This is a genomic window from Rhodococcus sp. NPDC019647 (assembly GCF_044389235.1).
Taxonomy (GTDB): domain Bacteria; phylum Actinomycetota; class Actinomycetes; order Mycobacteriales; family Mycobacteriaceae; genus Rhodococcus_F; species Rhodococcus_F oxybenzonivorans.
On record NZ_JBIRXS010000014.1, the window covers coordinates 145967 to 166136 of the forward strand.

The 20170-nt window shown below is 64.4% G+C and carries 13 protein-coding genes and 5 pseudogenes; 12 read left to right on the top strand and 6 right to left on the bottom strand.

What is annotated here, in order from left to right; all coding sequences use genetic code 11:
* The first annotated feature begins 180 nt into the window (after nucleotides 1-180).
* Genes ACH49N_RS23570 through ACH49N_RS23595 form a run of 6 tightly spaced genes read left to right on the top strand, consistent with a single transcriptional unit; the run spans nucleotide 181 to nucleotide 5983 of the window.
* Nucleotides 181-1770, top strand: a complete 1590-nt coding sequence (locus ACH49N_RS23570) for a class I adenylate-forming enzyme family protein (RefSeq protein ID WP_012687148.1) — start codon at nucleotides 181-183, stop codon at nucleotides 1768-1770.
* Complete coding sequence (locus ACH49N_RS23575; protein ID WP_012687147.1) at nucleotides 1770-2615, top strand: enoyl-CoA hydratase/isomerase family protein; 846 nt, start codon at nucleotides 1770-1772, stop codon at nucleotides 2613-2615. Before ACH49N_RS23570 ends, ACH49N_RS23575 begins: the two co-directional genes overlap by 1 nt.
* A gap of 33 nt (nucleotides 2616-2648) precedes the next feature.
* Nucleotides 2649-3455, top strand: coding sequence for an SDR family NAD(P)-dependent oxidoreductase (locus tag ACH49N_RS23580; protein ID WP_012687146.1), 807 nt, complete (start codon nucleotides 2649-2651; stop codon nucleotides 3453-3455).
* Between the two features lie 2 nt (nucleotides 3456-3457).
* Complete coding sequence (locus tag ACH49N_RS23585) at nucleotides 3458-4483, top strand: phosphotransferase family protein (protein WP_012687145.1); 1026 nt, start codon at nucleotides 3458-3460, stop codon at nucleotides 4481-4483.
* A complete protein-coding gene (locus tag ACH49N_RS23590; protein ID WP_050785284.1) occupies nucleotides 4468-4989 on the top strand; it encodes a hypothetical protein in 522 nt (173 codons plus the stop codon). Before ACH49N_RS23585 ends, ACH49N_RS23590 begins: the two co-directional genes overlap by 16 nt.
* Nucleotides 4990-5011: 22 nt before the next feature.
* The gene (locus ACH49N_RS23595; RefSeq protein WP_043827445.1) at nucleotides 5012-5983 is read left to right on the top strand and encodes a PDR/VanB family oxidoreductase; all 972 of its coding nucleotides are present in this window, start codon (nucleotides 5012-5014) and stop codon (nucleotides 5981-5983) included.
* Nucleotides 5984-6431: 448 nt separating this feature from the next.
* Here the strand turns inward: ACH49N_RS23595 and ACH49N_RS23600 are convergent.
* Nucleotides 6432-7106 (bottom strand): annotated as a pseudogene (locus tag ACH49N_RS23600) (IS256 family transposase); the annotation flags it as partial.
* A 290-nt stretch (nucleotides 7107-7396) separates the two neighbouring features.
* On the opposite strand from ACH49N_RS23600, the pseudogene ACH49N_RS23605 reads away from it, so the two are divergent.
* Both ACH49N_RS23605 and ltrA read left to right on the top strand, forming a co-directional pair.
* A pseudogene (locus ACH49N_RS23605) lies at nucleotides 7397-8856 on the top strand (IS3 family transposase).
* A gap of 667 nt (nucleotides 8857-9523) precedes the next feature.
* Nucleotides 9524-11341 carry a group II intron reverse transcriptase/maturase gene (gene ltrA / locus ACH49N_RS23610; RefSeq protein ID WP_012687135.1) on the top strand — a complete coding sequence of 606 codons (1818 nt, stop codon included), beginning with the start codon at nucleotides 9524-9526 and terminating at the stop codon, nucleotides 11339-11341.
* Nucleotides 11342-11416: 75 nt separating this feature from the next.
* Here ltrA and ACH49N_RS23615 read toward each other — a convergent pair.
* A pseudogene (locus tag ACH49N_RS23615) lies at nucleotides 11417-11572 on the bottom strand (transposase); the annotation flags it as partial.
* A 152-nt stretch (nucleotides 11573-11724) separates the two neighbouring features.
* On the opposite strand from ACH49N_RS23615, the gene ACH49N_RS23620 reads away from it, so the two are divergent.
* The 3 genes from ACH49N_RS23620 to ACH49N_RS23630 all read left to right on the top strand — a co-directional run bounded on the left by ACH49N_RS23620 (nucleotide 11725) and on the right by ACH49N_RS23630 (nucleotide 15543).
* Nucleotides 11725-13308 (top strand): ISL3 family transposase, encoded by a 1584-nt coding sequence (locus ACH49N_RS23620; RefSeq protein WP_012687133.1) that lies wholly within the window; start codon nucleotides 11725-11727, stop codon nucleotides 13306-13308.
* 166 nt (nucleotides 13309-13474) lie between these two features.
* Nucleotides 13475-14854, top strand: a complete 1380-nt coding sequence (locus ACH49N_RS23625; protein WP_012687132.1) for a Mu transposase domain-containing protein — start codon at nucleotides 13475-13477, stop codon at nucleotides 14852-14854.
* Nucleotides 14851-15543: an ATP-binding protein gene (locus tag ACH49N_RS23630; RefSeq protein ID WP_012687131.1), complete on the top strand. Its 693-nt coding sequence runs from the start codon at nucleotides 14851-14853 to the stop codon at nucleotides 15541-15543. Before ACH49N_RS23625 ends, ACH49N_RS23630 begins: the two co-directional genes overlap by 4 nt.
* On the opposite strand, the gene ACH49N_RS23635 is transcribed toward ACH49N_RS23630, so the two are convergent.
* Genes ACH49N_RS23635 through ACH49N_RS23645 form a run of 3 tightly spaced genes read right to left on the bottom strand, consistent with a single transcriptional unit; the run spans nucleotide 15513 to nucleotide 18642 of the window.
* Complete coding sequence (locus tag ACH49N_RS23635) at nucleotides 15513-16502, bottom strand: tyrosine-type recombinase/integrase (protein ID WP_012687130.1); 990 nt, start codon at nucleotides 16500-16502, stop codon at nucleotides 15513-15515. The genes ACH49N_RS23630 and ACH49N_RS23635 overlap by 31 nt on opposite strands.
* Nucleotides 16499-17446 carry a tyrosine-type recombinase/integrase gene (locus ACH49N_RS23640; RefSeq protein ID WP_012687129.1) on the bottom strand — a complete coding sequence of 316 codons (948 nt, stop codon included), beginning with the start codon at nucleotides 17444-17446 and terminating at the stop codon, nucleotides 16499-16501. Before ACH49N_RS23640 ends, ACH49N_RS23635 begins: the two co-directional genes overlap by 4 nt.
* Complete coding sequence (locus ACH49N_RS23645) at nucleotides 17443-18642, bottom strand: tyrosine-type recombinase/integrase (RefSeq protein WP_012687128.1); 1200 nt, start codon at nucleotides 18640-18642, stop codon at nucleotides 17443-17445. Before ACH49N_RS23645 ends, ACH49N_RS23640 begins: the two co-directional genes overlap by 4 nt.
* Nucleotides 18643-18835: 193 nt before the next feature.
* Between ACH49N_RS23645 and ACH49N_RS23650 the strand changes: the two are divergent.
* Nucleotides 18836-19126 (top strand): annotated as a pseudogene (locus tag ACH49N_RS23650) (ATP-binding protein); the annotation flags it as partial.
* A 253-nt stretch (nucleotides 19127-19379) separates the two neighbouring features.
* Here the strand turns inward: ACH49N_RS23650 and ACH49N_RS23655 are convergent.
* Nucleotides 19380-20170, bottom strand: a pseudogene (locus ACH49N_RS23655) (MFS transporter); the annotation flags it as partial.

Here is a 20170-nt window from a genome sequence, read left to right on the forward strand (position 1 = left end):
TTTGGACTTGTGCACAAAGGTCAGAGGTGACTAGTCCAAAGAATTTCGCCTTCGTTCCCTAGTGTGGCTACCACCACAGTGTGACTCCCGCACCCGGTGCATGTGTCACGACCGCAGGGCACAACACGCACCGACCTCCCAATCCGCATGAAGCGCTACCACCGCACAGGAGAGCACCCCATGACCCTCGAGTACGACTTCCCCCTGATGTGTCCGGACGTGATCAGCCACAACGGTCGCGTCTTCACAGATCAGACTGCGTTGGTGTGCGGTGACACCCGGATGACCTGGCGCGAGGTCGACGAGGCGACCAATCGGTTCGCCAACACCCTCCGGGAGCTGGGACTGGACAAGGGCGACAAAGTCGCACTCCTGATGCCCGCCTCGATCGACACCTTCATCGCGTTCTGGGGTAGCGCGAAGGCCGGGTGCGTGACCGTTCCGCTCAACGTGTTGCTCGACGGCGACTCCCTGGCCCGTCTGCTCAACGATTCCGATGCCGAAATCATTTTCGTCGATTCGCAGACCGCGGCCCAGATCGATTCCGTTCGCTCGACGCTGACCAACATTCCCGCAGATCGGTTCTTCACGTTCGGGGAGACCGGGACGGGATGGTCCGATATCCGGCCCCTGATCGAGGGCGCTTCACCTGAGGCGCCGCCGGTGAAGATCAAGCCGCAGGACACCATCACGATCCTTTACACCTCCGGAACCACCGGGATGCCGAAGGGCATCGAACACACTCATCTCAGCCGGATGATGTATCCCTACGGCTTCGGCATGGGGCTGCGCATCGATCGGTACTCGACCGCCATCCTGGCCACTCCGCCCTATGCGTCGGGTACCTGGATCACGATGATCCCCACGATGTACCGGGGAGGGAAGATCGTGATCTTGGAGAAGTTCACCTCGAACGCCTTCCTCGCGGCGGTCGAACGGGAACGGGGAACACACGCCTTCCTCGTGCCCACCCAGTACATCGCGCTGCTCGAGGATCCGCACCTGAGCGACTTCGATGTCAGTTCGATGCAATGCCTGGTCACTTCCGGGCAGCCGATCGCCGAGAAGACCTACAACGCCATCGACCGCGCCTTCGAGAACGCCGGCATCTACGAGGTCTACGGGTTCTCGGAAGGCTTTGCCTACCTGCGTATCCCGGAGGACGCGGCCCGAGGGAAACGGACGTCGGTCGGCAAGCCGATCATGCTCGAGGAGGTACGTATCGTCGGCGGCGACGGTACCGAACTGCCCGTCGGTGAGACCGGAGAAATCGTCGCCCGCTCCATCGGCATGATGAAGGGCTACTACAACAACCCGGAGCTGACCGAAGCGGCGACCTGGTACGCGCCGGACGGTCGTTCCTTCATGCGCACCGGCGACGTGGGTCACGTCGACGCAGACGGCTTCCTCTACGTCTCCGGGCGCGAGAAGGACATGATCAAATCCGGCGGCATCAACATCTTCGCCGTGGACATCGAGCAGGTGTTCATGCGCCATCCCGACGTCCTCGAGGTCGCGGCGATCGCCAAACCGGATCCCAAGTGGGGAGAGACCCCGATCCTGATCGCCATTCCCCGCGCCGGTGCCGTGATCACCGACGAGGAACTGCGGGTCTGGGGCAACGACCAACTCGCGAAGTATCAACGGGTCAGTGCGGTGATATTCCGAGACAACTTGCCGCGCGCCGTGTACGGAAAGATCCAAAAAGAGGCTCTGCGCCGTGAATTCGGTACCGGCGCACCCATCGAATACGTCGGAGGAACCGCCTGATGTCCACCCCCAACAACACCACGACGGCCCCGGAAACACCGCCGGTTGTCTATCCCAACTACGAAAGCCTGAAACTGGACCGGCCCGCTCCTCATGTGCTGCGTGTCCTGCTCTCCCGCGGCAAGATGAACTCGCTGGACTTCCAGATGCACAAGGACCTCGGATCCATCTGGCGCCGGATCGACGAGGACCCGACCGTCTCGGCGGTCTTGCTGGCAGGCGAAGGACGCGCTTTCTCCGCCGGCGGCGACTTCGACATGGTCCAGCGGATCATCGACGACTACGACTTCCGCTGCCAAATGTGGAAGGAAGGCCGCGCACTGGTGCAGAACATGCTCGACTGCACCAAACCGATCGTCTCCGCGATCAGCGGCCCCGCCGCCGGAGGCGGCTTGGCCGCAGCACTACTCGCCGACGTCACTGTCGCGGGACGAACAGCGAAACTCGTCGACGGACATACCACCCTCGGCGTTGCCGCCGACGACCACGCCGTCGCACTCTGGCCGCTGCTGTGCGGCATGGCCAAGGCCAAGTACTACCTCATGACCAGCGACGCAATTACCGGCGAGGAAGCCGAGCGCATCGGATTGGTGTCGTTCTGCGTGGACGACGATGAGGTCGATGCTCGCGCTCTCGAGATCGCGATCCGCCTGTCCCAAGGGGCGCCAAGCGCGATCCGATTCACCAAACTTGCTCTCAACAACTGGATTCGGGCCGCCTGGCCGTCGTTCGAGGCGTCACTGGCCTTCGGAATCCTCGGCTTCACCGGCCCCGAAGCCAAAGAGGGGCTCGCCGCGCTGCAGGAAAAGCGGCCACCCGTATTCGAGCAGCGCTCCTACATCTGATCACCGACGACCACACCAGAAGGACGACCACACATGTCAACTCAGCCTTTTACCGCTCCGCCCCGATCCAATCGGGCTCTGCAGGATCGGACCTATATCGTGACCGGAGCGGGTGGTGGCATCGGTGGCGCCGCGGTGGCACGACTGCTGCGCGTGGGTTCGAACGTCGTCGGGGTTGATCTGAGCTCGCGACGACTGGCGGAGACGGAGGACAAGACCAAAGATCTGCCCGGGAAGCTGAAGACGATCAAGGTCGATGTGACCACCGAGTCCGGCACCCAGGACGCCGTCAATTACGCGTTGTCCGAGTTCGGCTCCGTGCAAGGCATCGCCAACGTCGCCGGTGGCATGGTCAACATCAACCAGGATGTGTACGACCTGCCGTTGTCGGACATCTCACTCGACTACTTTGCCGGAACCTTCGCACTCAACGTCAACAGTGCCTTCCTGTTGTCGAAGGCGATCGAAGGACATTTCTACGACGAGGGTTACGGCAAGATCGTCAACGTCGCCTCACTGGCCGCCTTCGCCAACCGCCCCGAGCTCGGCAACGCCGCCTACAACTCGGCAAAGGCCGCCGTCGTCGGATTGACTCGCAGCTTGAGCATGTCGATGGGCCGCAAGGGTGTCCGCGCCAATTGCATCGCCCCGGGCCTGGTCCTGAGCGAGCGTGTCAAGTCGTGGATCGAACCGGGCTATCACGAGCGCCACCTCGCCTACACCGCTCTCGGTGACCTGGCTACACCGGAAGATCTGGGCGAGGGAATCGCCTTCTTCCTCGAACCACAGTCCGACGCCGTCACCGGTGAGGTCATGCGAGTCGCGGCCGGGGTGCGCTGACCATGGACGATTCGGAGATCGGCGAGCGGATCGAGGAGCTGCTGCGCGTCTCGATCACCGGTGCTCGCGACGTGCGGGCCGACGGCGTCGAGCGTGTCTTCGGCGGCAATGCCCGACGCGCATGGGCATCGACGGTCCGTTGGACCGACCAATCCGGTGCCAGCCGCTCCGAATCGGTCATCATGCTCAGCCGCACGAACGGATCACAGGTCGACGCCGACCCAAAATGGGAGTTCGGTGTTCTCAGCGCACTCGGGCACTCGGCGACCCGCGCACCACGCGCCTTCGCGCTCGACGCGGACGGCTCCGTGGTCGGGGCGCCGTCGATCCTGCTCGAGCGGATGCCTGGGCGCGCCGATCCGCTCGGCTTCCTGCGATCCGAGGACCGGGAAGGTGGCCGAAAGCTGACCCTCGACCTCGCCCGGGCCGCCGCGGAACTGCACTCCTCGGACTGGGAAGGACTCGGCCTCGGTGACATCCTCGCGTCCGGACCCACCGACCGCAGTCCACTCGCACAGATCGAATCCTGGGAAGCCCAGTTCCGGACCAGCCGCATGGAGCCTCATCCAGCACTGGGTTACGTATTCGGGTGGCTGAGGGAAAACCTGCCGGAGCCGACCCAAATCAGCGTGGTACACGGGGATTTCCGCCCGGGGAACTTTCTGTACCAAGACAACATCGTGATCGCGTTGTTGGACTGGGAGATGGCGCATCTCGGTGACCCGGTCGAAGATCTCGCCTGGGCCTACCGTGCGCTGTGGAGTCCTGAAGGATTTGTCGGCCTCGAGGAATTCGTCCGTTCGTACGAGGAGTTCGGCGGACCGAAGGTGACCGAACACGCGTTGCGGTTCTACCGGGTCTTCTCCGAAGTGAAGTTCGCAACCATCTCCCTAAAGGCGTCACGTTCGTTCGCCGATGGTGTCAGCGGGAACCTCCGCTTGGCGGACCGCGCCGCAACCGTCACCGCCTCACTGAAACGCAGCTTGAATTGGATCGCCGACGACGGGAAAGGATGGGCCTGGTGCTGAAACCCACGACCACAGAACTGCTCGGCGGGGTACGTCGCGGCCTGACCGAGGACGTCCTCCCGAAGGTGTCCGACGGGGGCGCCGCCCGCCAACTTCGGGCGGCACTGCACATCCTCGGCAGACTCGAACGCTCCTGGGATCGGATGCCGGCCAATTTGGCGGCCGACAACGACGACATTGCAGCAACCTTGAGCATCGCCCTCGCCGACGTCGCCGCCGCCGCAGCCGGGGCGGACTACAGCGACCTCTTTACTCGCCTCGCAAAAGCAACCGGCGGCAACGGTACAAATACACAGCAGTACCGAGTGCACGACCACAGACTGGCCATGGAAATGGCCGTCAACGAAGCCCTTCAGGGCCTCCTCGAAGACTTCGACCAGCGCTGGCGTTCAGACCAGTCGCTGGACGGAGTTCTGCGCGAACAACTCGACCGAAGAATATTAGAACTGTACTTGCGCATGGTTGAGCGCGAAGCACAAGCGGCAGGAACCGATGATGACCACTAGCGGAAGTATCAGGACCGACAGCATGACCCAACCTCATGACATGACCGGATTCGACGTCCTCGTCGAGACCGTGCACGAGGAGTCCGACGGAGTTCGATCCTTGTCCTTGGTCACGCCCGACGGCCGGCCGTTGCCCGGTTGGGATCCCGGCGCGCATATCGATCTGGTGTTGGACGACGGACTCGAGCGGCAGTACTCCCTGTGCGGGTCTCGAGACGACCGGTCCCATTGGCGGGTAGCGGTGCTCCGCGCCAGTGAGAGCCGGGGCGGCTCCGAATGGGTTCACGATCGCATCCGAGCCGGCGACCACCTCCGGGTACGGGGCCCGCGCAACAAGTTCCCGCTGAAATCCGCGCGCAAGTACGTTTTCATCGCAGGTGGAATCGGCATCACCCCCCTGCTGCCGATGATCGAAGAGCTCCACGCGGCCCGTCCGGAAACACCGTGGACTCTTGTCTACGGCGGCCGGCGCCGCGAATCCATGGCGTTCCTCTCCGAACTCGACCGCTTCGGTGACAAGGTAGAGATCTGGCCCGAAGAGGAGCGGGGCCTGATCGACCTCGACACCGTTCTCGGTACACCGCAATTCGGGACGGCCATCTATTGCTGTGGTCCGGAACCTTTGATCAAAGCCGTCGAACGCCTCTCGCGCTCATGGCCCCCCGGATCACTGCACGTGGAACGATTCCAAGCACCCGTCAACCCGGGGACAGATCCTCTCCGTGATGCGACGTTCGAGGTCGTCGCAACACAGTCCGGAGTAACCGCACAGATACCCGCCGGCCAAACCATCGTCGACGTGCTCGCCGGTTACGGCATCGACATTCCCGTCTCCTGCGGTGAAGGAGTCTGCGGAACCTGCGAGACCAAAGTGCTCGAGGGCATTCCTGAGCATCGAGATGCTGTGCTCACCGAGGAGCAACGCGCATCCGGAGAGGTCATCACGCCCTGCTGCTCCAGGTCGAAGACCCCTCGCATCGTCCTCGACGTATAGCCATCTCCCCAGTTAGCAAAGCCCGTTTTCGGCGCGCGTTGATAACTCTCGTGGTCGATACGTGTCGCCCCAACGAGGAAACGCGTGCGAGCAGGTGGGCTCCTGAGAGTGACATCCTTCGGGGATCTGCTTTCCACATACTTCTCTCGTTGGGTGCTGGTTGAGCAGGGGGTCAACTTCGGGCCGCTCAGGTGGCTTGCTCGATCGGTGTGCGTTGAAGCGAAGGCACAGTTCGGGTGTGGGATCCCGGATGCGTCCCCCGCGACCCGACTGCTACCTTGCGGCAATGGCGATTGCGTCAGCTACCCAGTTTGATGAGGGCAATGACGTGATGCCAACTCCATGATGTGATCAATATGACCATCACAATTCGTTTGAAGTGCTGGTGACAATGTCTTGCCCTGCGTGAACTGGATAGAGGGCGAGGGGCGCTCCTTCCGAGATATGTGGCCGGGGTGGTGTCGGTGGGTCGTTCGAGCAGTCTGCCCTTGTGAAACTCCGCGCCGGCGCGCACGAGCGCGACCAGATGTGGTGCGTTGACCGCACGCCAGCGCGCCTAGGCGGCGTCGATCAGCTTGTAGGCCATGGCAAGTCCCGCCGCACGGGATCCGGGTCCCTTAGTGACCTTCGTCCGGAGCCGCACGTCGCGAAAGTAGACTCGATGGGATTTGTCGTGCGTAGATGCACCCAGTGCTCGGCCGGATACTTGTAGGACTCGAGCAGCACGTCCATGTCGTCGGTGATCTTCGCGACCTCCTTCGGATACTTCGCGCGGTAGTCGAGTTCGAAGGCTTTGATCGCCACTTGCGCCTTGTCGATGTTCTCGGCGTTGTAGATTTCCTTCATCGCCGCAAGTGCACCTGGGTGCGCCACCTTCGGTAGCGCAGCAAGCACATTGACCTGCTTGTGGAACCAACAGCGCTGCTGCTCGCGGGTTTCGGGGAGCACCTCGCGCAGCGCCCTCCAGAACCCCAGCGCGTCGTCACCGACCGAGAGGACGGGAGCGGCCATGCCGGGGCGTCGGCAACCTACGCAGCAGGTCCGCCCACGACTCGGTCGACTCGCGGTACCCGTCGGTGAGGGCGACGAGCTCCTTCCGGCCGTCCGCGCGGACCCCGATCATTCCCCCAAGCACTGCAGGGGCAGGACGAGGCCAAGGCCTTCCAGGGTCGGGACCTCTCGGGCAGTTCGTCTATCTGTGGGTCGACGGCATCCACCTCAAGGTGAGGCTTGAGCAGGACAAACTATGCCGTGCGACACGAAGTCGCACACATCGATTGAGTTGCATGGATAGGAGGTCGGCTGCCCTCTCTGTCAACCTTCACTGAGACACAATCTGTGTCTGTAATCAGTGAGGTTTTGAGGGCGAGTTCGGAGTAGGAAGCATTGAGTAGCGAAGAGACCGCGGACCGGATGGATCCGGTCGGTGTGCGACCCGGTGAGGTGCCCGACCCCCAAGTGGCCGAGAAGGCGGTGCGGCGAACGTTCACCGCGAAGTACAAGCTCGCCGTCGTCGAGGAATACGAGCGAGCCGACCACGGTGAGCGGGGGGCGATCCTGCGGCGGGAGAACCTGTACTCGTCGTTGCTCACCGAATGGCGGCGTCAACGCGACAGGGGTGCCCTCGCCGGCTTGTCGGTGCCGCGCGGACCCAAGCCCGCAGCCGGGCCCACCGAGAGCGGATTGGCTGCGGAAAACGCGCGGCTGACCGCGGAGCTCGAGCAGGCCCGGGACGTGATCCGCATCCAGGGGGAACTGTCCGCGCTCTTGGAGAAGCTCTCATCGAGCAGCGTGGAGAATCGCGGGAGCAGGCGTTGACGATGATCGATCACGCGATCGCCGAGTTGACGCCGCTGATCGGGGTGCGCCACGCGTGCACTTCGACGGGTCGTGCACACGCCAGCTACTATCGTGCACACCCGAAACACGCTGGCATACAGGGCACCTCACCGAAAATCCCCGAAGTCGGGCCGGCGAACGCTTCCGGGCGGGAGAGTGCGCAGCCGCGGGCATTGTCGAACGCGGAACGCGTGCGGGTCCTCGAAGTACTGAACTCGCAGCGGTTCGCCGACATGGCTCCCGCGCAGGTGTATGCCACCCTCCTCGACGAGGGCATGTATCTGTGTAGCGAGTCGACGATGTACCGGATCCTGCGGGAGAAGAACCAGACCGGGGACCGTCGCCGGCAGGCCACACACCCGCCGAAGGTGAAACCGGAACTGGTTGCTCATCAACCGAATTCGGTGTGGTCGTGGGACATCACCAAGTTGCACGGGCCGGCGAAGTGGACGTACTACTACCTGTATGTGATCTTGGACATCTACTCCCGATACGTGGTGGGGTGGATGATCGCCCCCCGCGAGTCGAAGACGCTGGCCGAACGCCTGATCGCCGAAACCATCCGGGAGCAGAACATCGGCCGTAACCAGCTGACCCTGCATGCCGATCGAGGGTCGTCGATGACGTCCAAGCCGGTCGCGTTGCTGCTCGCCGACCTCGGGGTCACCAAGTCCCATTCACGCCCGCACGTGTCCAATGACAACCCGTTTTCGGAGTCGCAGTTTCGCACGATGAAGTACCGGCCGGACTTTCCTGGGCAGTTCGACAGCATCGAGGCCGCACGGATGCACGGCAAGGAATTCTTCGATTGGTACAACTTCGAGCATCGCCATTCCGGGATCGGCCTACACACCGCCGCCGACGTGCACTACGGCCGAGCCACGGAGGTGCGCCGCCGGCGTGGCATCGTCCTCGATACCGCGTACGCCGCGCACCCCGAACGATTCGTCCGCAACCCACCGGAACCACCGGCACTGCCCACCACCAGCTGGATCAACAAACCACGCACCGAGGAGGAGAACCCGACACACTAAACCTGCCGAAGCGCTGTCTCAGAAAGGTTGACAGGTTCCGCTGTGTCGCTCATGTAGCTCCGGGCGAGTGCTCAACTGCTCGTCTCCCGCCTCGGCGTGCGTCACCGGCTCCTGGCCGGTGGGGTGCGAAGCCCGAGGATCGTACCCAAAGGGATCCTTGTTCCATCCAGGGATCACCAGGTCAGGGAGAAGACCGGGCGGGTGAACGCAAGTGAACCCTTGACGACGCCTCGTCATTCTCAGCTCCGGCGATGGGATGGTGACCGGGGTGACAGGACCTGGCCCCTGGCAGAGGGGGCGCGCGACGATCGGGCGGGCATGACCGATCGTGTGAGCACCGCGTGGTCTCGGGGTAAAGAGGGCACCCAATCCGGTCGGATATCGAGTGTGCGGAACGTGGAAACCTCGCCGTGGTCCACAGGAGCGCCGACATACGTCGGCGCTCGTGTGGTAAGCCGACCGCAAGGAGAGCTGAATCCCTCGGCGGGACAGGATGCCCAAGAAGCCAATGCCGGTAGCCGAAAGGCGACAGGAAACCCGCGGCAGCGTGGTCGACGCCTCCGTCGACCGCCGTGGCATAACTGGCCGGATACCGACCGGAAACGGTCGGGCCCGTGAGGGTGCTGACGTGGGCAGGTGAGCCTTTGAACACCGAGGCTGTGGCCTCATGAACCTGAGGGGCAAGTTGGACACCGATGAGGTGAACGGACCCCGGGACGTCGTGCTGGACTGGGATGCCATTGACTGGCGCGCCCATGAGCAGAACGTAGTGAGGTTGCGGCGCAGGATCTTCAAGGCGACGCGGGAGCAGGACTGGGCTGCGGTCCGGTCGCTGCAGAAATTGATGTTGGGTTCCTGGTCGAACACGTTGGTCAGTGTTCGGCAGGTGACCCAACGCAATGCTGGACGTCGAACGGCCGGGATCGACGGGGAGACTGCCCTGTCACCGGAGGCGCGGGCGAACATGGCGGTGCGGGTGCATGAGTCGCGGTCGTCGTGGGAGCCGGTGCCAGTTCGGCGCGTGTACATTCCGAAGGCAGGCGGCAAGCGGCGTCCGCTCGGCATTCCCGTGGTAATGGACCGATGCCATCAGGCTCGGGTCCGCACCGCCCTGGAACCCGAGTGGGAAGCCCGGTTCGAGGCCCGCTCGTACGGGTTCCGGCCGGGACGAAGCTGCGCCGATGCGATCGGCGCCCTGTATTCTACGCTCAATGGGTCACGAGCCAAACGGGTGTGGATTCTGGACGCCGACCTGTCGGCCGCGTTCGACAGAATCGACCACCCCCGGCTTCTCGACACACTCGGCTCGTTCCCAGCACGGGAATTGATCGGAAAGTGGTTGACGGCCGGGGTGATTGAGAACGGACGGTTCGCGTCGTCCGAGGAGGGCACTCCACAGGGCGGGGTGATCAGTCCACTCCTGTTGAACGTGGCGCTGCACGGCCTGGAGGAGGCTGCAGGAGTCCGCTACCTCAAGGCCGCCGACACGCTCGATGCGCGTTCGGTGCCGGGGACTCCCGTTCTGGTGAGGTACGCCGATGACCTGGTGGCTTGCTGTCATTCCCGGCAGCAAGCCGAACTGGTCAAGGACCGGTTGGCGGGCTGGCTGGCTCCGAGGGGACTGGCCTTCAACGAGGACAAGACCCACATCGTGCACCTCGAAGAAGAGGGCTTCGACTTCCTCGGGTACAACATCCGCCGATACCGGCGCGGAACCCGGCCCGCCAAACTACTCATCAAGCCGAATTCGGATGCGGTCAAGCGAATCCATCGTAGGCTCGCCAACGAGATGCGCCGTATGCGTGGCTCGAACGCGTTGGCGGTCATCGCCAGGCTCAACCCCATCATCCGGGGCTGGACCGCCTACTACCGGGGCGTGGTGTCCAGCAAGACTTTCGCCTCGCTGGACTACCACATGTGGCGGCTCACATGGCGGTGGGCCCGCCGCCGCCACCCCGGCAAGCCGAAGTGGTGGATTGCAGATCGCTACTTCGGCCGGTTCCACAAGTTCAGGAACGACCAATGGGTGTTCGGCGATCCCGACCACCCGCGTGGCGACCACGGTGAGGTCATCACCCACCTGGTCAAGTTCGCCTGGACTCCCATCGTCCGTCACACCACGGTCGCGGGAAGGGCGTCTCCAGACGACTCCGACCTCCGTGACTATTGGATCAGGCGGCGGCGCAAGGTCAAACCACCGCTCGACAGCTACAACGCCGGCCTGCTCGCTAGGCAGAACGGCCGCTGTCCACTCTGCGGAGACCACCTGCTCACGCCCGATCAACCGCCAGATTCCCCTGATGAATGGGAACGCTGGTGGCTCGGCGTGGTCAGGCAGGCAATCGCTGCCGACTACCTCACCCACCACGGGCGAGATGACGCGGCGAAGGGGAACTCGACACGCCTTGTGCACGCCTCCTGCCGACGCAGCCTTCAGGCTCGCAGGAGGAACCAGCAATCCGTGACGCCCTTGCGGCTTGCTTGAGCCGTGTGCGGTGAAAGTCGCTCGCACGGATCTGAGGGGGCGGGGACGCAGCAATGCGTCCCCGCTACCCGACTGCTGGTGAGGGTCCCTCAACCGGGTGATCGAGGCCGCCGAGAGCCCGGCGCCCGATCCGAGGAACTGCTCGCGTGCCGGCCCGAAGTCACTGGTGGAGAGCCCGTGCAGATACAGCGGCAGTACCTCGTTCATCTGCGGGGACTTGCGCACCCAGGCACCGTTGGGAAGGCCAGACTCTCAGGCCGCGGCTATTCTGACGGCGCTCGCTGAAATTGGATCTGGCGCACTTTTCGTGAAGGTATTCGGCGTGTCGCCACGGTGCGCTGACCTGCGGCGGGTGAGGATCGTCGGCGTGTGATTTCGAGGGCGTGCGGGCGTTGCTGCCTCACCTGGTTGGTGTCGCTGTCGCGGGGGTTCGTCGGGTAGGTTCGACGATCCGTATCGCCGCAGAGCCGAAGGGCGACGGGGGACGGTGTCCGCGCTGTGATGGTGAGTCCGCTCGCGTGCATTCTCGGTACCGCCGGCAGCTGGCCGACACTGCGATCGGTGGGCATCCGGTCATGATCGACCTTCGGGTGCGTCGATTCTTCTGTGACACCATTGATTGCACGGCAAAGACTTTCGCCGAGCAGGTGCCGGGTCTGACCACATCACGGTCGCGACGCACGCCCGTGCTCGGCGCGATGGTCACAGCGATCGGATTGGCCGTGGCCGGGCGGGCAGGGGCCCGGCTGGCCGCTCGCCTCGGGGTCGCTGTCGGCAGGGACACCCTGTTGCGGGCGGTCCGGGCCCTGAGCGATCCGAAGGTCGGCGAGGTCAGCGTCCTGGGCATCGATGACTTCGCGATCCGCCGCGGTCACGTGTACGGCACCCTCATGCTGGACATGGTCACGAGCAAGCCGATCGATCTGCTCGCCGACCGCACGGCGGACACCGTTGCCGACTGGCTGAAGAAGCATCCCGGCACCGAGGTGGTGTGCCGTGACCGCGCCGGCGCCTATGCCGAAGGCGTCCGGATCGGTGCTCCCGACGCCGTCCAGGTGGCCGACCGCTGGCACCTGTGGCACAACCTGGCCGAGGCGGTGGAGAAGACCGTCACCCGTCACCGCGCCGACCTGCGTCTGCCCGATGAGGACGCCGATCAAGTCAGCGTCGTCCCGGATGGCATCGACGAGATCGTCCACGCCGAAGTCGAGCCGATCGACGGTCGGCTCGTCACCCGAACCCGCGAACGGCACGCCGCAGTCCAGCAACTGGCATCCCAGGGCATGTCGATTTCCGCAATCGGGCGGAAGCTCTCACTCGACCGCAGGACGGTACGGCGGTTCGCCCGCGCCACCGAGGTCGAGGAGCTGCTGACCAAGACGGAATCCCGCGCTAGCCTGCTCGACGAATTCAAGCCCCACCTCCACGAACGCTTCAACGCCGGGTGCACCGATGCCGCCCGACTTACTCGTGAGATCGCCCTGTTGGGATACCGCGGCAGCGACAAGACTGTCCGACGTTACCTGCAGCCGTTGCGGAGCACTCTGAATCCGCTTCCGTCAGGACCCGCTTCGCCGTCGGTCCGGCAGGCCACCGGCTGGCTGACCCGCCACCCGGATCGGCTCAGCGACGACGAACGCACTGAGCTCGAGTCGCTGCTGGAACGCAGTCCCGCCCTGGCCGCCACCCGAGACCTCGTCCAAGGCTTCGCCGAGATCATGATCGAGCGGCGCGGGCGCGACCTCGGCGCCTGGATGACGGCCGTTGACACCAACGGAGATCGGGCATTGCGGTCCTTCGTCGCAGGTTTGCGTCGCGATCTCGATGCCGTCACCGCAGGGCTGACGTTGCCCTACAGCTCCGGCCCTGTTGAAGGACACATCAACCGCATCAAGATGCTCAAACGCCAGATGTATGGACGCGCAAACCTGGACCTGCTCCGCAAGCGCGTCATCCACACCGTATAGCTAAGGCCGACAACAGAATCACGAAAAGTGCGCCAGATCCCTGAAATTCCCCAGTAACGCTCACTGAAATTCCCCACCCGTGTGGCTCCGCCAACGAGGGCGGGTCTCCCTCGATGCTGATGGTCTCTGACCACACATCAGCCAGTCGAAGGAGACCCGCGTTCACATGCTGACATGGGAGGACGATGTGGAAGTACATGCCCTACGTAAACGAGGTTGGTCGATCTCGGCGATCGCCCGCCACACCGGCAGGGACCGCAAGACCGTCCGGGCCTACCTGAACGACGAACGCACCCCTGGAGTGCGTAAACGCCGCGAACCGGACCCGTTCGAACCGTTCGTCGACTACGTCACCTGCCGGTTGTCCGAGGACCCGCATCTGTGGGCTCGCACCCTGTGCGACGAGCTCGAAGAGCTCGGATATCGGCTGTCGTATCCGACGCTGACCCGGCAGATCCGTGACCGCGGACTGCGCCCGGTGTGCGAGGCCTGCGCGACCGCCACCGACCGGGCGAACGCGATCATCGCCCATCCTGCCGGCGAGGAAACTCAGTGGGACTGGGTCGACCTGCCGAATCCACCCGCCTCCTGGGGCTGGGGCGGGATGGCGCACCTGCTGGTCGGCTCCCTGGCGCATTCGGGGCGCTGGCGCGGGATCCTGGCGCCGGCGATGACCCAGCCGCACCTCGTCGACGGCCTCGACCGCGTCAGCCGACGGCTCGGCGGTGTGACGAAGGTGTGGCGGTTCGATCGGATGGCGACCGTGTGCCACCCCGAGTCGGGCCGGGTGACGGCGAGCTTCGCCGGCGCCGCGAAGCACTACGGGGTCGCGGTGGCTATTTGCCCACCCAAGGCAGGGAACCGCAAGGGGGTGGTGGAGAAGGCCAATCACACTGCCGCCCAGCGGTGGTGGCGCACCCTGCCCGACGACGTCACGGTCGAACAGGCGCAGCAGCGCCTGGACGAGTTCTGCCGGCTGCGCGGCGATACCCGGATGCGGGCCACTGCCGACGGCAAGGCCTCGGTGGCGACCGTCGCCGCCACCGAACCGCTCACGGCGCTGCCGGCCACGCCGTATCCGGCGATCCTCACCGAACCCCGGACCGCATCCCGGCAGGCGCTGGTGTCGTACCGCGGCAACCGGTACTCGGTGCCCCCGGAGCTCGCGTCGGCGCAGGTCACCGTCACCCGGGTGCTCGGGGCCGAGGTGATCGACATCGTCACCACCGCGCAGATCACCATCGCCCGCCACCGCCTCGCCCCGGACGGCGCCGGCGTCACGGTCCGCGACCACGGCCATGTCTACGCGCTCGAGCAGGCGGCCATGGCGGCCGCCGGCTCAGCCGGTCGCCCGCACCGCCGCAAGGAACGGATCCCACCCGGGCCCGCCGCGATCGCGGCCGCGGAAGCACTGCGTCGGGGCACCAGCGAGTCGAACATGACGACCTCCGGTGCAGCCGAAACATCCCAGATGCCAACGCCACCGACCGTTATCGACCTGTCCACCTACGAGCGGGCCGCCCGCGGAAGGAACACCCTGACATGAACACCACCCCTGCCGCCGATACTCCTCCGGCGCCGAACACCGCCGCGGCGGCCAGCCTCTACCAACGCCTGCGCGGTCATCTGGCGGTGCTCAAACTGCACGACGCCGCCGAAGCGCTGCCGGCGGTCCTCGACCGCGCCCAGAAGACCAACCTGTCGATGACCGCCGCCCTCGAAGAGCTCCTCGCCATCGAAGTCGATGCGACCGAGGCCCGCCGTTTGGCCGGGCGTTTGCGGTTCGCGTGCCTGCCGACCCCGGCGTCGCTCGAGGACTTCGACCACGACGCCGCCCCGAGCCTGGACCGGAAGTTGATCGCCGAGCTCGGCACCTGCCGCTACCTCGAGACCGCCACGAATATCCTGCTGGTCGGCCCGCCGGGGGTGGGCAAGACACACCTGTCGGTGGGGTTGGCGCGGGCCGCGGTGCACGCCGGGTACCGCACCTACTTCACCACCGCCGCCGACCTCGCCGCCCGCTGTCACCGGGCAGCGATCGAGGGCCGGTGGGCGACGACGATGCGGTTCTTCGCTGGCCCCACCCTCCTGATAATTGATTTATGCCGCCCCCGTAACTATGCCGATGCCGGGCGGCGTTCCGGGTGGGCTGCCCTGTCTTGCAATGACTTGCAGTACTTCGAGTCTGAATGTGCTCAGCATATTCACAGTGCCTCCAGGAACGCGAGCAGCTGATCCGGTGGCCGGTAGCGTCCGGGTGGCGATGTCGACGACGCGAGGTGCGCGAGGGCACGCTCTTTGATCGCGAGGTCGGCGTGCAGGTAGGCGGTGGTGGATCGAACGTCTGCATGCCCGAGCCAGAGGGCAATGACGGTCGTATCGACGCCTGCGTGCAGAAGTGTCATGGCGCAGGTATGCCGGAAGACATGGGGGCTGAGGTGTTTTCCGACCAGCGACGGACAGGACTGCCGAGCTTGTGCGGCGTAGATGTTGACTCTGCGTTGGACGGCATCGACGCTCAACCGTCGGCCGGTCCGAGTGCAGAACGCCGCATCGTCGCGTTGTCCGGCTCGCTCGATCAGCCACACGTTCATGACTGAGCGCACCGATTCCGTCATCGGCACCGACCGTTCTTTGCGGCCCTTGCCTACGCACCGGACGTGTCCGCTCGTTCCGGTGACGACGTCGCCGCAGTTGAGTCCGAGCAGTTCCGAGACCCGCAGACCGGTCTGCATCGCCAACGTCATCAGCGCATGATCACGCCGCCCGGCCCAGGTGCTGCGGTCAGCAGCGGCAAGCATCGCAGCGGCCTCGGGTTCGTCGAGGAAGCAGACGATGGCTTTGTCGAACCGTTTCGGTGGGATCGCCAGGACCTGTGCAATGAGCGCAGCATGCTCGGGATGCCGCAGGGCGGCATAGGAGAACAGCGAGCGGATGGCGGTCAGTCTGGCGTTTCGGGTGCGTGCGGAGTTGGCGCGGTCCTTTTCGAGGTGATCGAGGAACGCGCAGATCGCGTCGGCGTCGAGATCGGTCCAGTCCAACCGTGACGGGGCTCGGTGGGTTCGTTGTTCCATGAACGCCAGCAGCAGCCGCATCGCATCTCGATAGGCGGCGATGGTGTGTTCGCTGGCGCGGCGCTGCGTGCTCAACCGCTCGAGGAAGAACGACTGCACCGTCGGCGCGATGGCGGTCATGAGTTCACCTGCGGCAGGGTTGGTTCGAGCCGTTCTGCCGCCAACGCCAGCAACTGCGGTGCCGCGGACAGATACCAGTAGGTCGATCGTGGGTCGCGGTGACCGAGGTAGGTGGAGAGCCGCGGAAGTCGAGCGGCGACGTCCCCGCCGTCGCGGTACCACTGCAACAGCACTGTCACTGCGAACGTGTGGCGGAGGTCGTGGATCCTCGGCGTCACCGTCGATTGGCGCCCGATTCCGCTGCTGCGCCGTAGGTCTGCAAATACTTCGAACACCGACTCGTAGATCACCCGGCGGCCGGTGAGCGAGACGAAGTAGCTCTCGTTCCCGGGTGTGCGATCGAAGCCCTCGCGTAGGGATGCGTAGCGCGCCAACGCCTCGGTAGTGCTGTCCGAGAGGGGGACGTTACGGGACTTACCGAACTTCGATTCCCGAACCAGCACAACACCGTCGTCCCAGTCGATGTCGGAGCTATCGAGGGTCAACGCTTCCCCGACTCGCATGCCGGTGGCGGCGAGCAAACCGAACAGGGTGGAGTAGGTCGCTGCCCGCCGCGGGGAGGGCAGCGCGGCCGCTGCGCCGAGCAGTGCCGCGATGTCGTCGGAGCTGTAGATGAATGGTGGACGCCACCGGCGGCGACTGGGCAGCAACCCGATGGGCGGCACCTCGGTAGCCGGGTCGATGCCACTGAGGTAGCGAGCGAAGCCTCGGACTGCGCCCATCCGCCGCGGCCAGACCGAGCTCCCGGGCGGTGATGGTGGTTGCTGACACCACGCCAGTGCATCGGCGATGGTCACCGTGGAGTGACCGAGGTCCTCGAGGTAGGTCACAAAGCGCGGCAGGAGGCGCGCTGCGTACGCGAGTTCGTGCCCTAATCGGTTGCGCAGCAGCAGATATTGAGTCAGATGCATCCGCAAGGATGTCGGGTTCTCGGTGGTGGTCATGAGAGGGCTCCCGGCCAGGGCTGAGCGACGGTGCGCAGTGACGCCAGGTCGACTTTGGCGTAGATGGCGGTCGTGGCCAGGTCATGGTGGCGCAGAACCTGGCTGATGTCGGCCAGTGCGACACCCTCGGAGAGCAACGTCGTCGCCACCGAATGCCGAAGTCGGTGAGCCCCTGCCGGTGGGAGGCCCGCGCGTTTACATGCCCGGCGGACGACGTCGCTGAGCAGGTCCGGAGGGATACCTCGGATGGGGGCGCGGTACGTCTGGAAAAGGTGACGGTCCGTGGTGTGGGGTCGGCCGTCTCGGAGATACCCGGCAACCGCGTCGCCGACCTCGTGGGGCAGGGGCAGGGTGTCGAGCCGGCGGGCTTTACCACGCACTCGTAGGTGCCCGGACCGCCAGTCGATGTCGTCGAGTTCGAGTCGCGCTATCTCGATGCATCGTAGACCGAGCATGCTCAGCAACATCAGCATCGCGAAATTTCGAGCTCCCAGAGCTGTGCTGCGGTCGCACGTGTCAAGCAGTGCGTCAACGTCGTCGCGGGCGAAGTAGCGGGGTATCGAGGTCTCACGCCAGCCGGCGACCGGTGGGATCGCGCCGCTGAGCAGGGTCGGGGTCATGCCATGGACGAAGAGGTAGCGCAGGAGTGCTCGCATTTCCGCGACGCGGCCTTTGACGGCACCGACGCTGCATCGCCCCGCTTCAGCGAGGAGATAGCCGCTGACGTCGCTGCCGGTCAACGCCGTTGGGTCGACGCTGCCGGCGTCGGATCCGGTCAGTAGGAATTTTCGCGCTGATCGCTCGTACCGTTGCACGGTCGCCTCGGCGAGGCCGCGATCCTCGATCAACCACCGCCGGTAATCGTCGAGCAGTACCTCGGTGCTGGTCAGTGGGTCGTCCGGCAGCGGCGCGACGACGTGCATCTCGATCAACATGTCGAGCAGGAGCCGCAGTCCTCGCCGATGCGGTGATTGCCGGTAGTCGTCGGCGCGCCGATACGCGAGGAAGCAGTCCATCTGTGTCGCATCGAGATTCGATACCGACATCTCGTTGCTGATCATCCAGCGGTCGAGTTGGCCGAGGACTTTGACCATTCCTCTGATGGTCTCGCTGCGGTAGCCCAATCCACGAAGTAGATCCCGATAGTTCTCGACGAACGGGCTCAGAGGCCCGGTCCTTCTGCGGGTACCTGACATGGCTGTGTCTCCATCCCGGAGCACCGTGCTCCGTCCAGATCAGCATCGATCAGACGGTGGGGCTTATGCCGACATGATCAGCAGGTGATCTCCAACGAACCACCAGGCTGCAGTGCATCCCGTGTTCGCCACAGGACGATGTCGGCATAGTTACGGGGGCGGCATAAAGCGATCTATGTGAACATCGGTATAGGTCGATGAACTGGGCTATCTCCCGTTGCCCGGCGAGGCGGCGTCTGCGTTGTTTCAGGTTGTGGCGCAACGATATCTGAAAACTTCGATCATCGTAAACACGAACCGCAGCGTGGGTGAATGGGGTGAGGTCCTCGGCGACACCACCGTCGCCGCGGCCATGCTCGACCGGCTGCTGCACCGGTCCGTCGTGCTCAACCTCGACGGCGACTCCTACCGTCTCCGCGACCACCACGCCCGCGCCGAAAACCTCCGCAAAGCCACCACCGCAACCCGGCAACCGCTACAGTAAACACCGCTCACAGGTGGGGAATTTCGCCGAGCAGAAGTGGGGAATTTCGCTGAGCCTCGTCAATTCGCCGCGGCCTGAGAGCTTCGCACCTTCTTGACCGGCGTCGGCGGGTGGGTGTGTGCGGTCGGCGGAGGAGCAGCTGGATGCTTGACGCTCTGCAGACGGCCGTTGAGTTGCACGGGCGATTCGTCTGATGTCCAGTCGTTCTGTAGAGACCCCCGACAATTCAGTCTGCTCTCAGCAGGTTCACCACCTACTGCAGTGGTGTATCGAAGGTTTCCCGAACGGCAAATGCGGCACATGCTGACAGTGCGACGATGGCCATCGCATAGAACGCCGGCATCGTTGCGCCAGCGGCCCCGGCCAGCGCGGCCAGCACGACCGGAGTGGGGCCCGAGAACAGCGTGGTCGCGATCTGCCAGCCCAACGACAATCCGGTGTACCGGTTGGCGGTAGTGAATAGCTCGGTAAGGAGCGGGAGCACCGCCGTTACATTGGCTGCCATAAGCGGCGTGACGATGACCATACCCAAGACAGCAAGAGCAATACTGCCATGTGATACCAACAGGAAGGATGGATAGATTACGAGGACAAGCGCGATCGTCGAGGCGATCAACTGTGGGCGGCGACCTACCTTGTCGGTCAGCTTTGCGAAGGGAACGATTGCCAGGCAGTAGGCGGCCAGTCCAGAGAACGTGATGAGTTGGGCATCGGCGGCCTCGAAATTCCCGAATTGCTTCAAAGCTGATGGCATATAGATGAAGTAGACAGCCAGCAAGCTTGCGTTCGTGGCCGCGAGTCCAATTGTGAGTATGACCGTCTTGTAGTCACGTTTGACAGTAGTTGCCAGAGGTTTGTTTACCGCCTTTTCTTGCGAGCTCAGCGCAGCAAAGTGCGGGGTCTCCTCAAGTTTGAATCGGATGTACAGGCCGACAAGACCAAGCGGTAGGGAGAGCAGTAAGGGGATACGCCATCCCCATGAGAGCATGGATTCCTCCGGCAGCATCCGTGTAAGGGAGAGAGCCACGATCGATCCGGTAAGAA

Bases quoted from the DNA above. Each gene is read 5' to 3' on its own strand.
- ACH49N_RS23570 (WP_012687148.1), top strand. From the start codon at position 181: ATGACCCTCGAGTACGACTTCCCCCTGATGTGTCCGGACGTGATCAGC.
- ACH49N_RS23575 (WP_012687147.1), top strand. From the start codon at position 1,770: ATGTCCACCCCCAACAACACCACGACGGCCCCGGAAACACCGCCGGTT.
- ACH49N_RS23580 (WP_012687146.1), top strand. From the start codon at position 2,649: ATGTCAACTCAGCCTTTTACCGCTCCGCCCCGATCCAATCGGGCTCTG.
- ACH49N_RS23585 (WP_012687145.1), top strand. From the start codon at position 3,458: ATGGACGATTCGGAGATCGGCGAGCGGATCGAGGAGCTGCTGCGCGTC.
- ACH49N_RS23590 (WP_050785284.1), top strand. From the start codon at position 4,468: ATGGGCCTGGTGCTGAAACCCACGACCACAGAACTGCTCGGCGGGGTA.
- ACH49N_RS23595 (WP_043827445.1), top strand. From the start codon at position 5,012: ATGACCCAACCTCATGACATGACCGGATTCGACGTCCTCGTCGAGACC.
- ltrA (WP_012687135.1), top strand. From the start codon at position 9,524: ATGAACCTGAGGGGCAAGTTGGACACCGATGAGGTGAACGGACCCCGG.
- ACH49N_RS23625 (WP_012687132.1), top strand. From the start codon at position 13,475: ATGCTGACATGGGAGGACGATGTGGAAGTACATGCCCTACGTAAACGA.
- ACH49N_RS23630 (WP_012687131.1), top strand. From the start codon at position 14,851: ATGAACACCACCCCTGCCGCCGATACTCCTCCGGCGCCGAACACCGCC.
- ACH49N_RS23635 (WP_012687130.1), bottom strand. From the start codon at position 16,502: ATGACCGCCATCGCGCCGACGGTGCAGTCGTTCTTCCTCGAGCGGTTG.
- ACH49N_RS23640 (WP_012687129.1), bottom strand. From the start codon at position 17,446: ATGACCACCACCGAGAACCCGACATCCTTGCGGATGCATCTGACTCAA.
- ACH49N_RS23645 (WP_012687128.1), bottom strand. From the start codon at position 18,642: ATGTCAGGTACCCGCAGAAGGACCGGGCCTCTGAGCCCGTTCGTCGAG.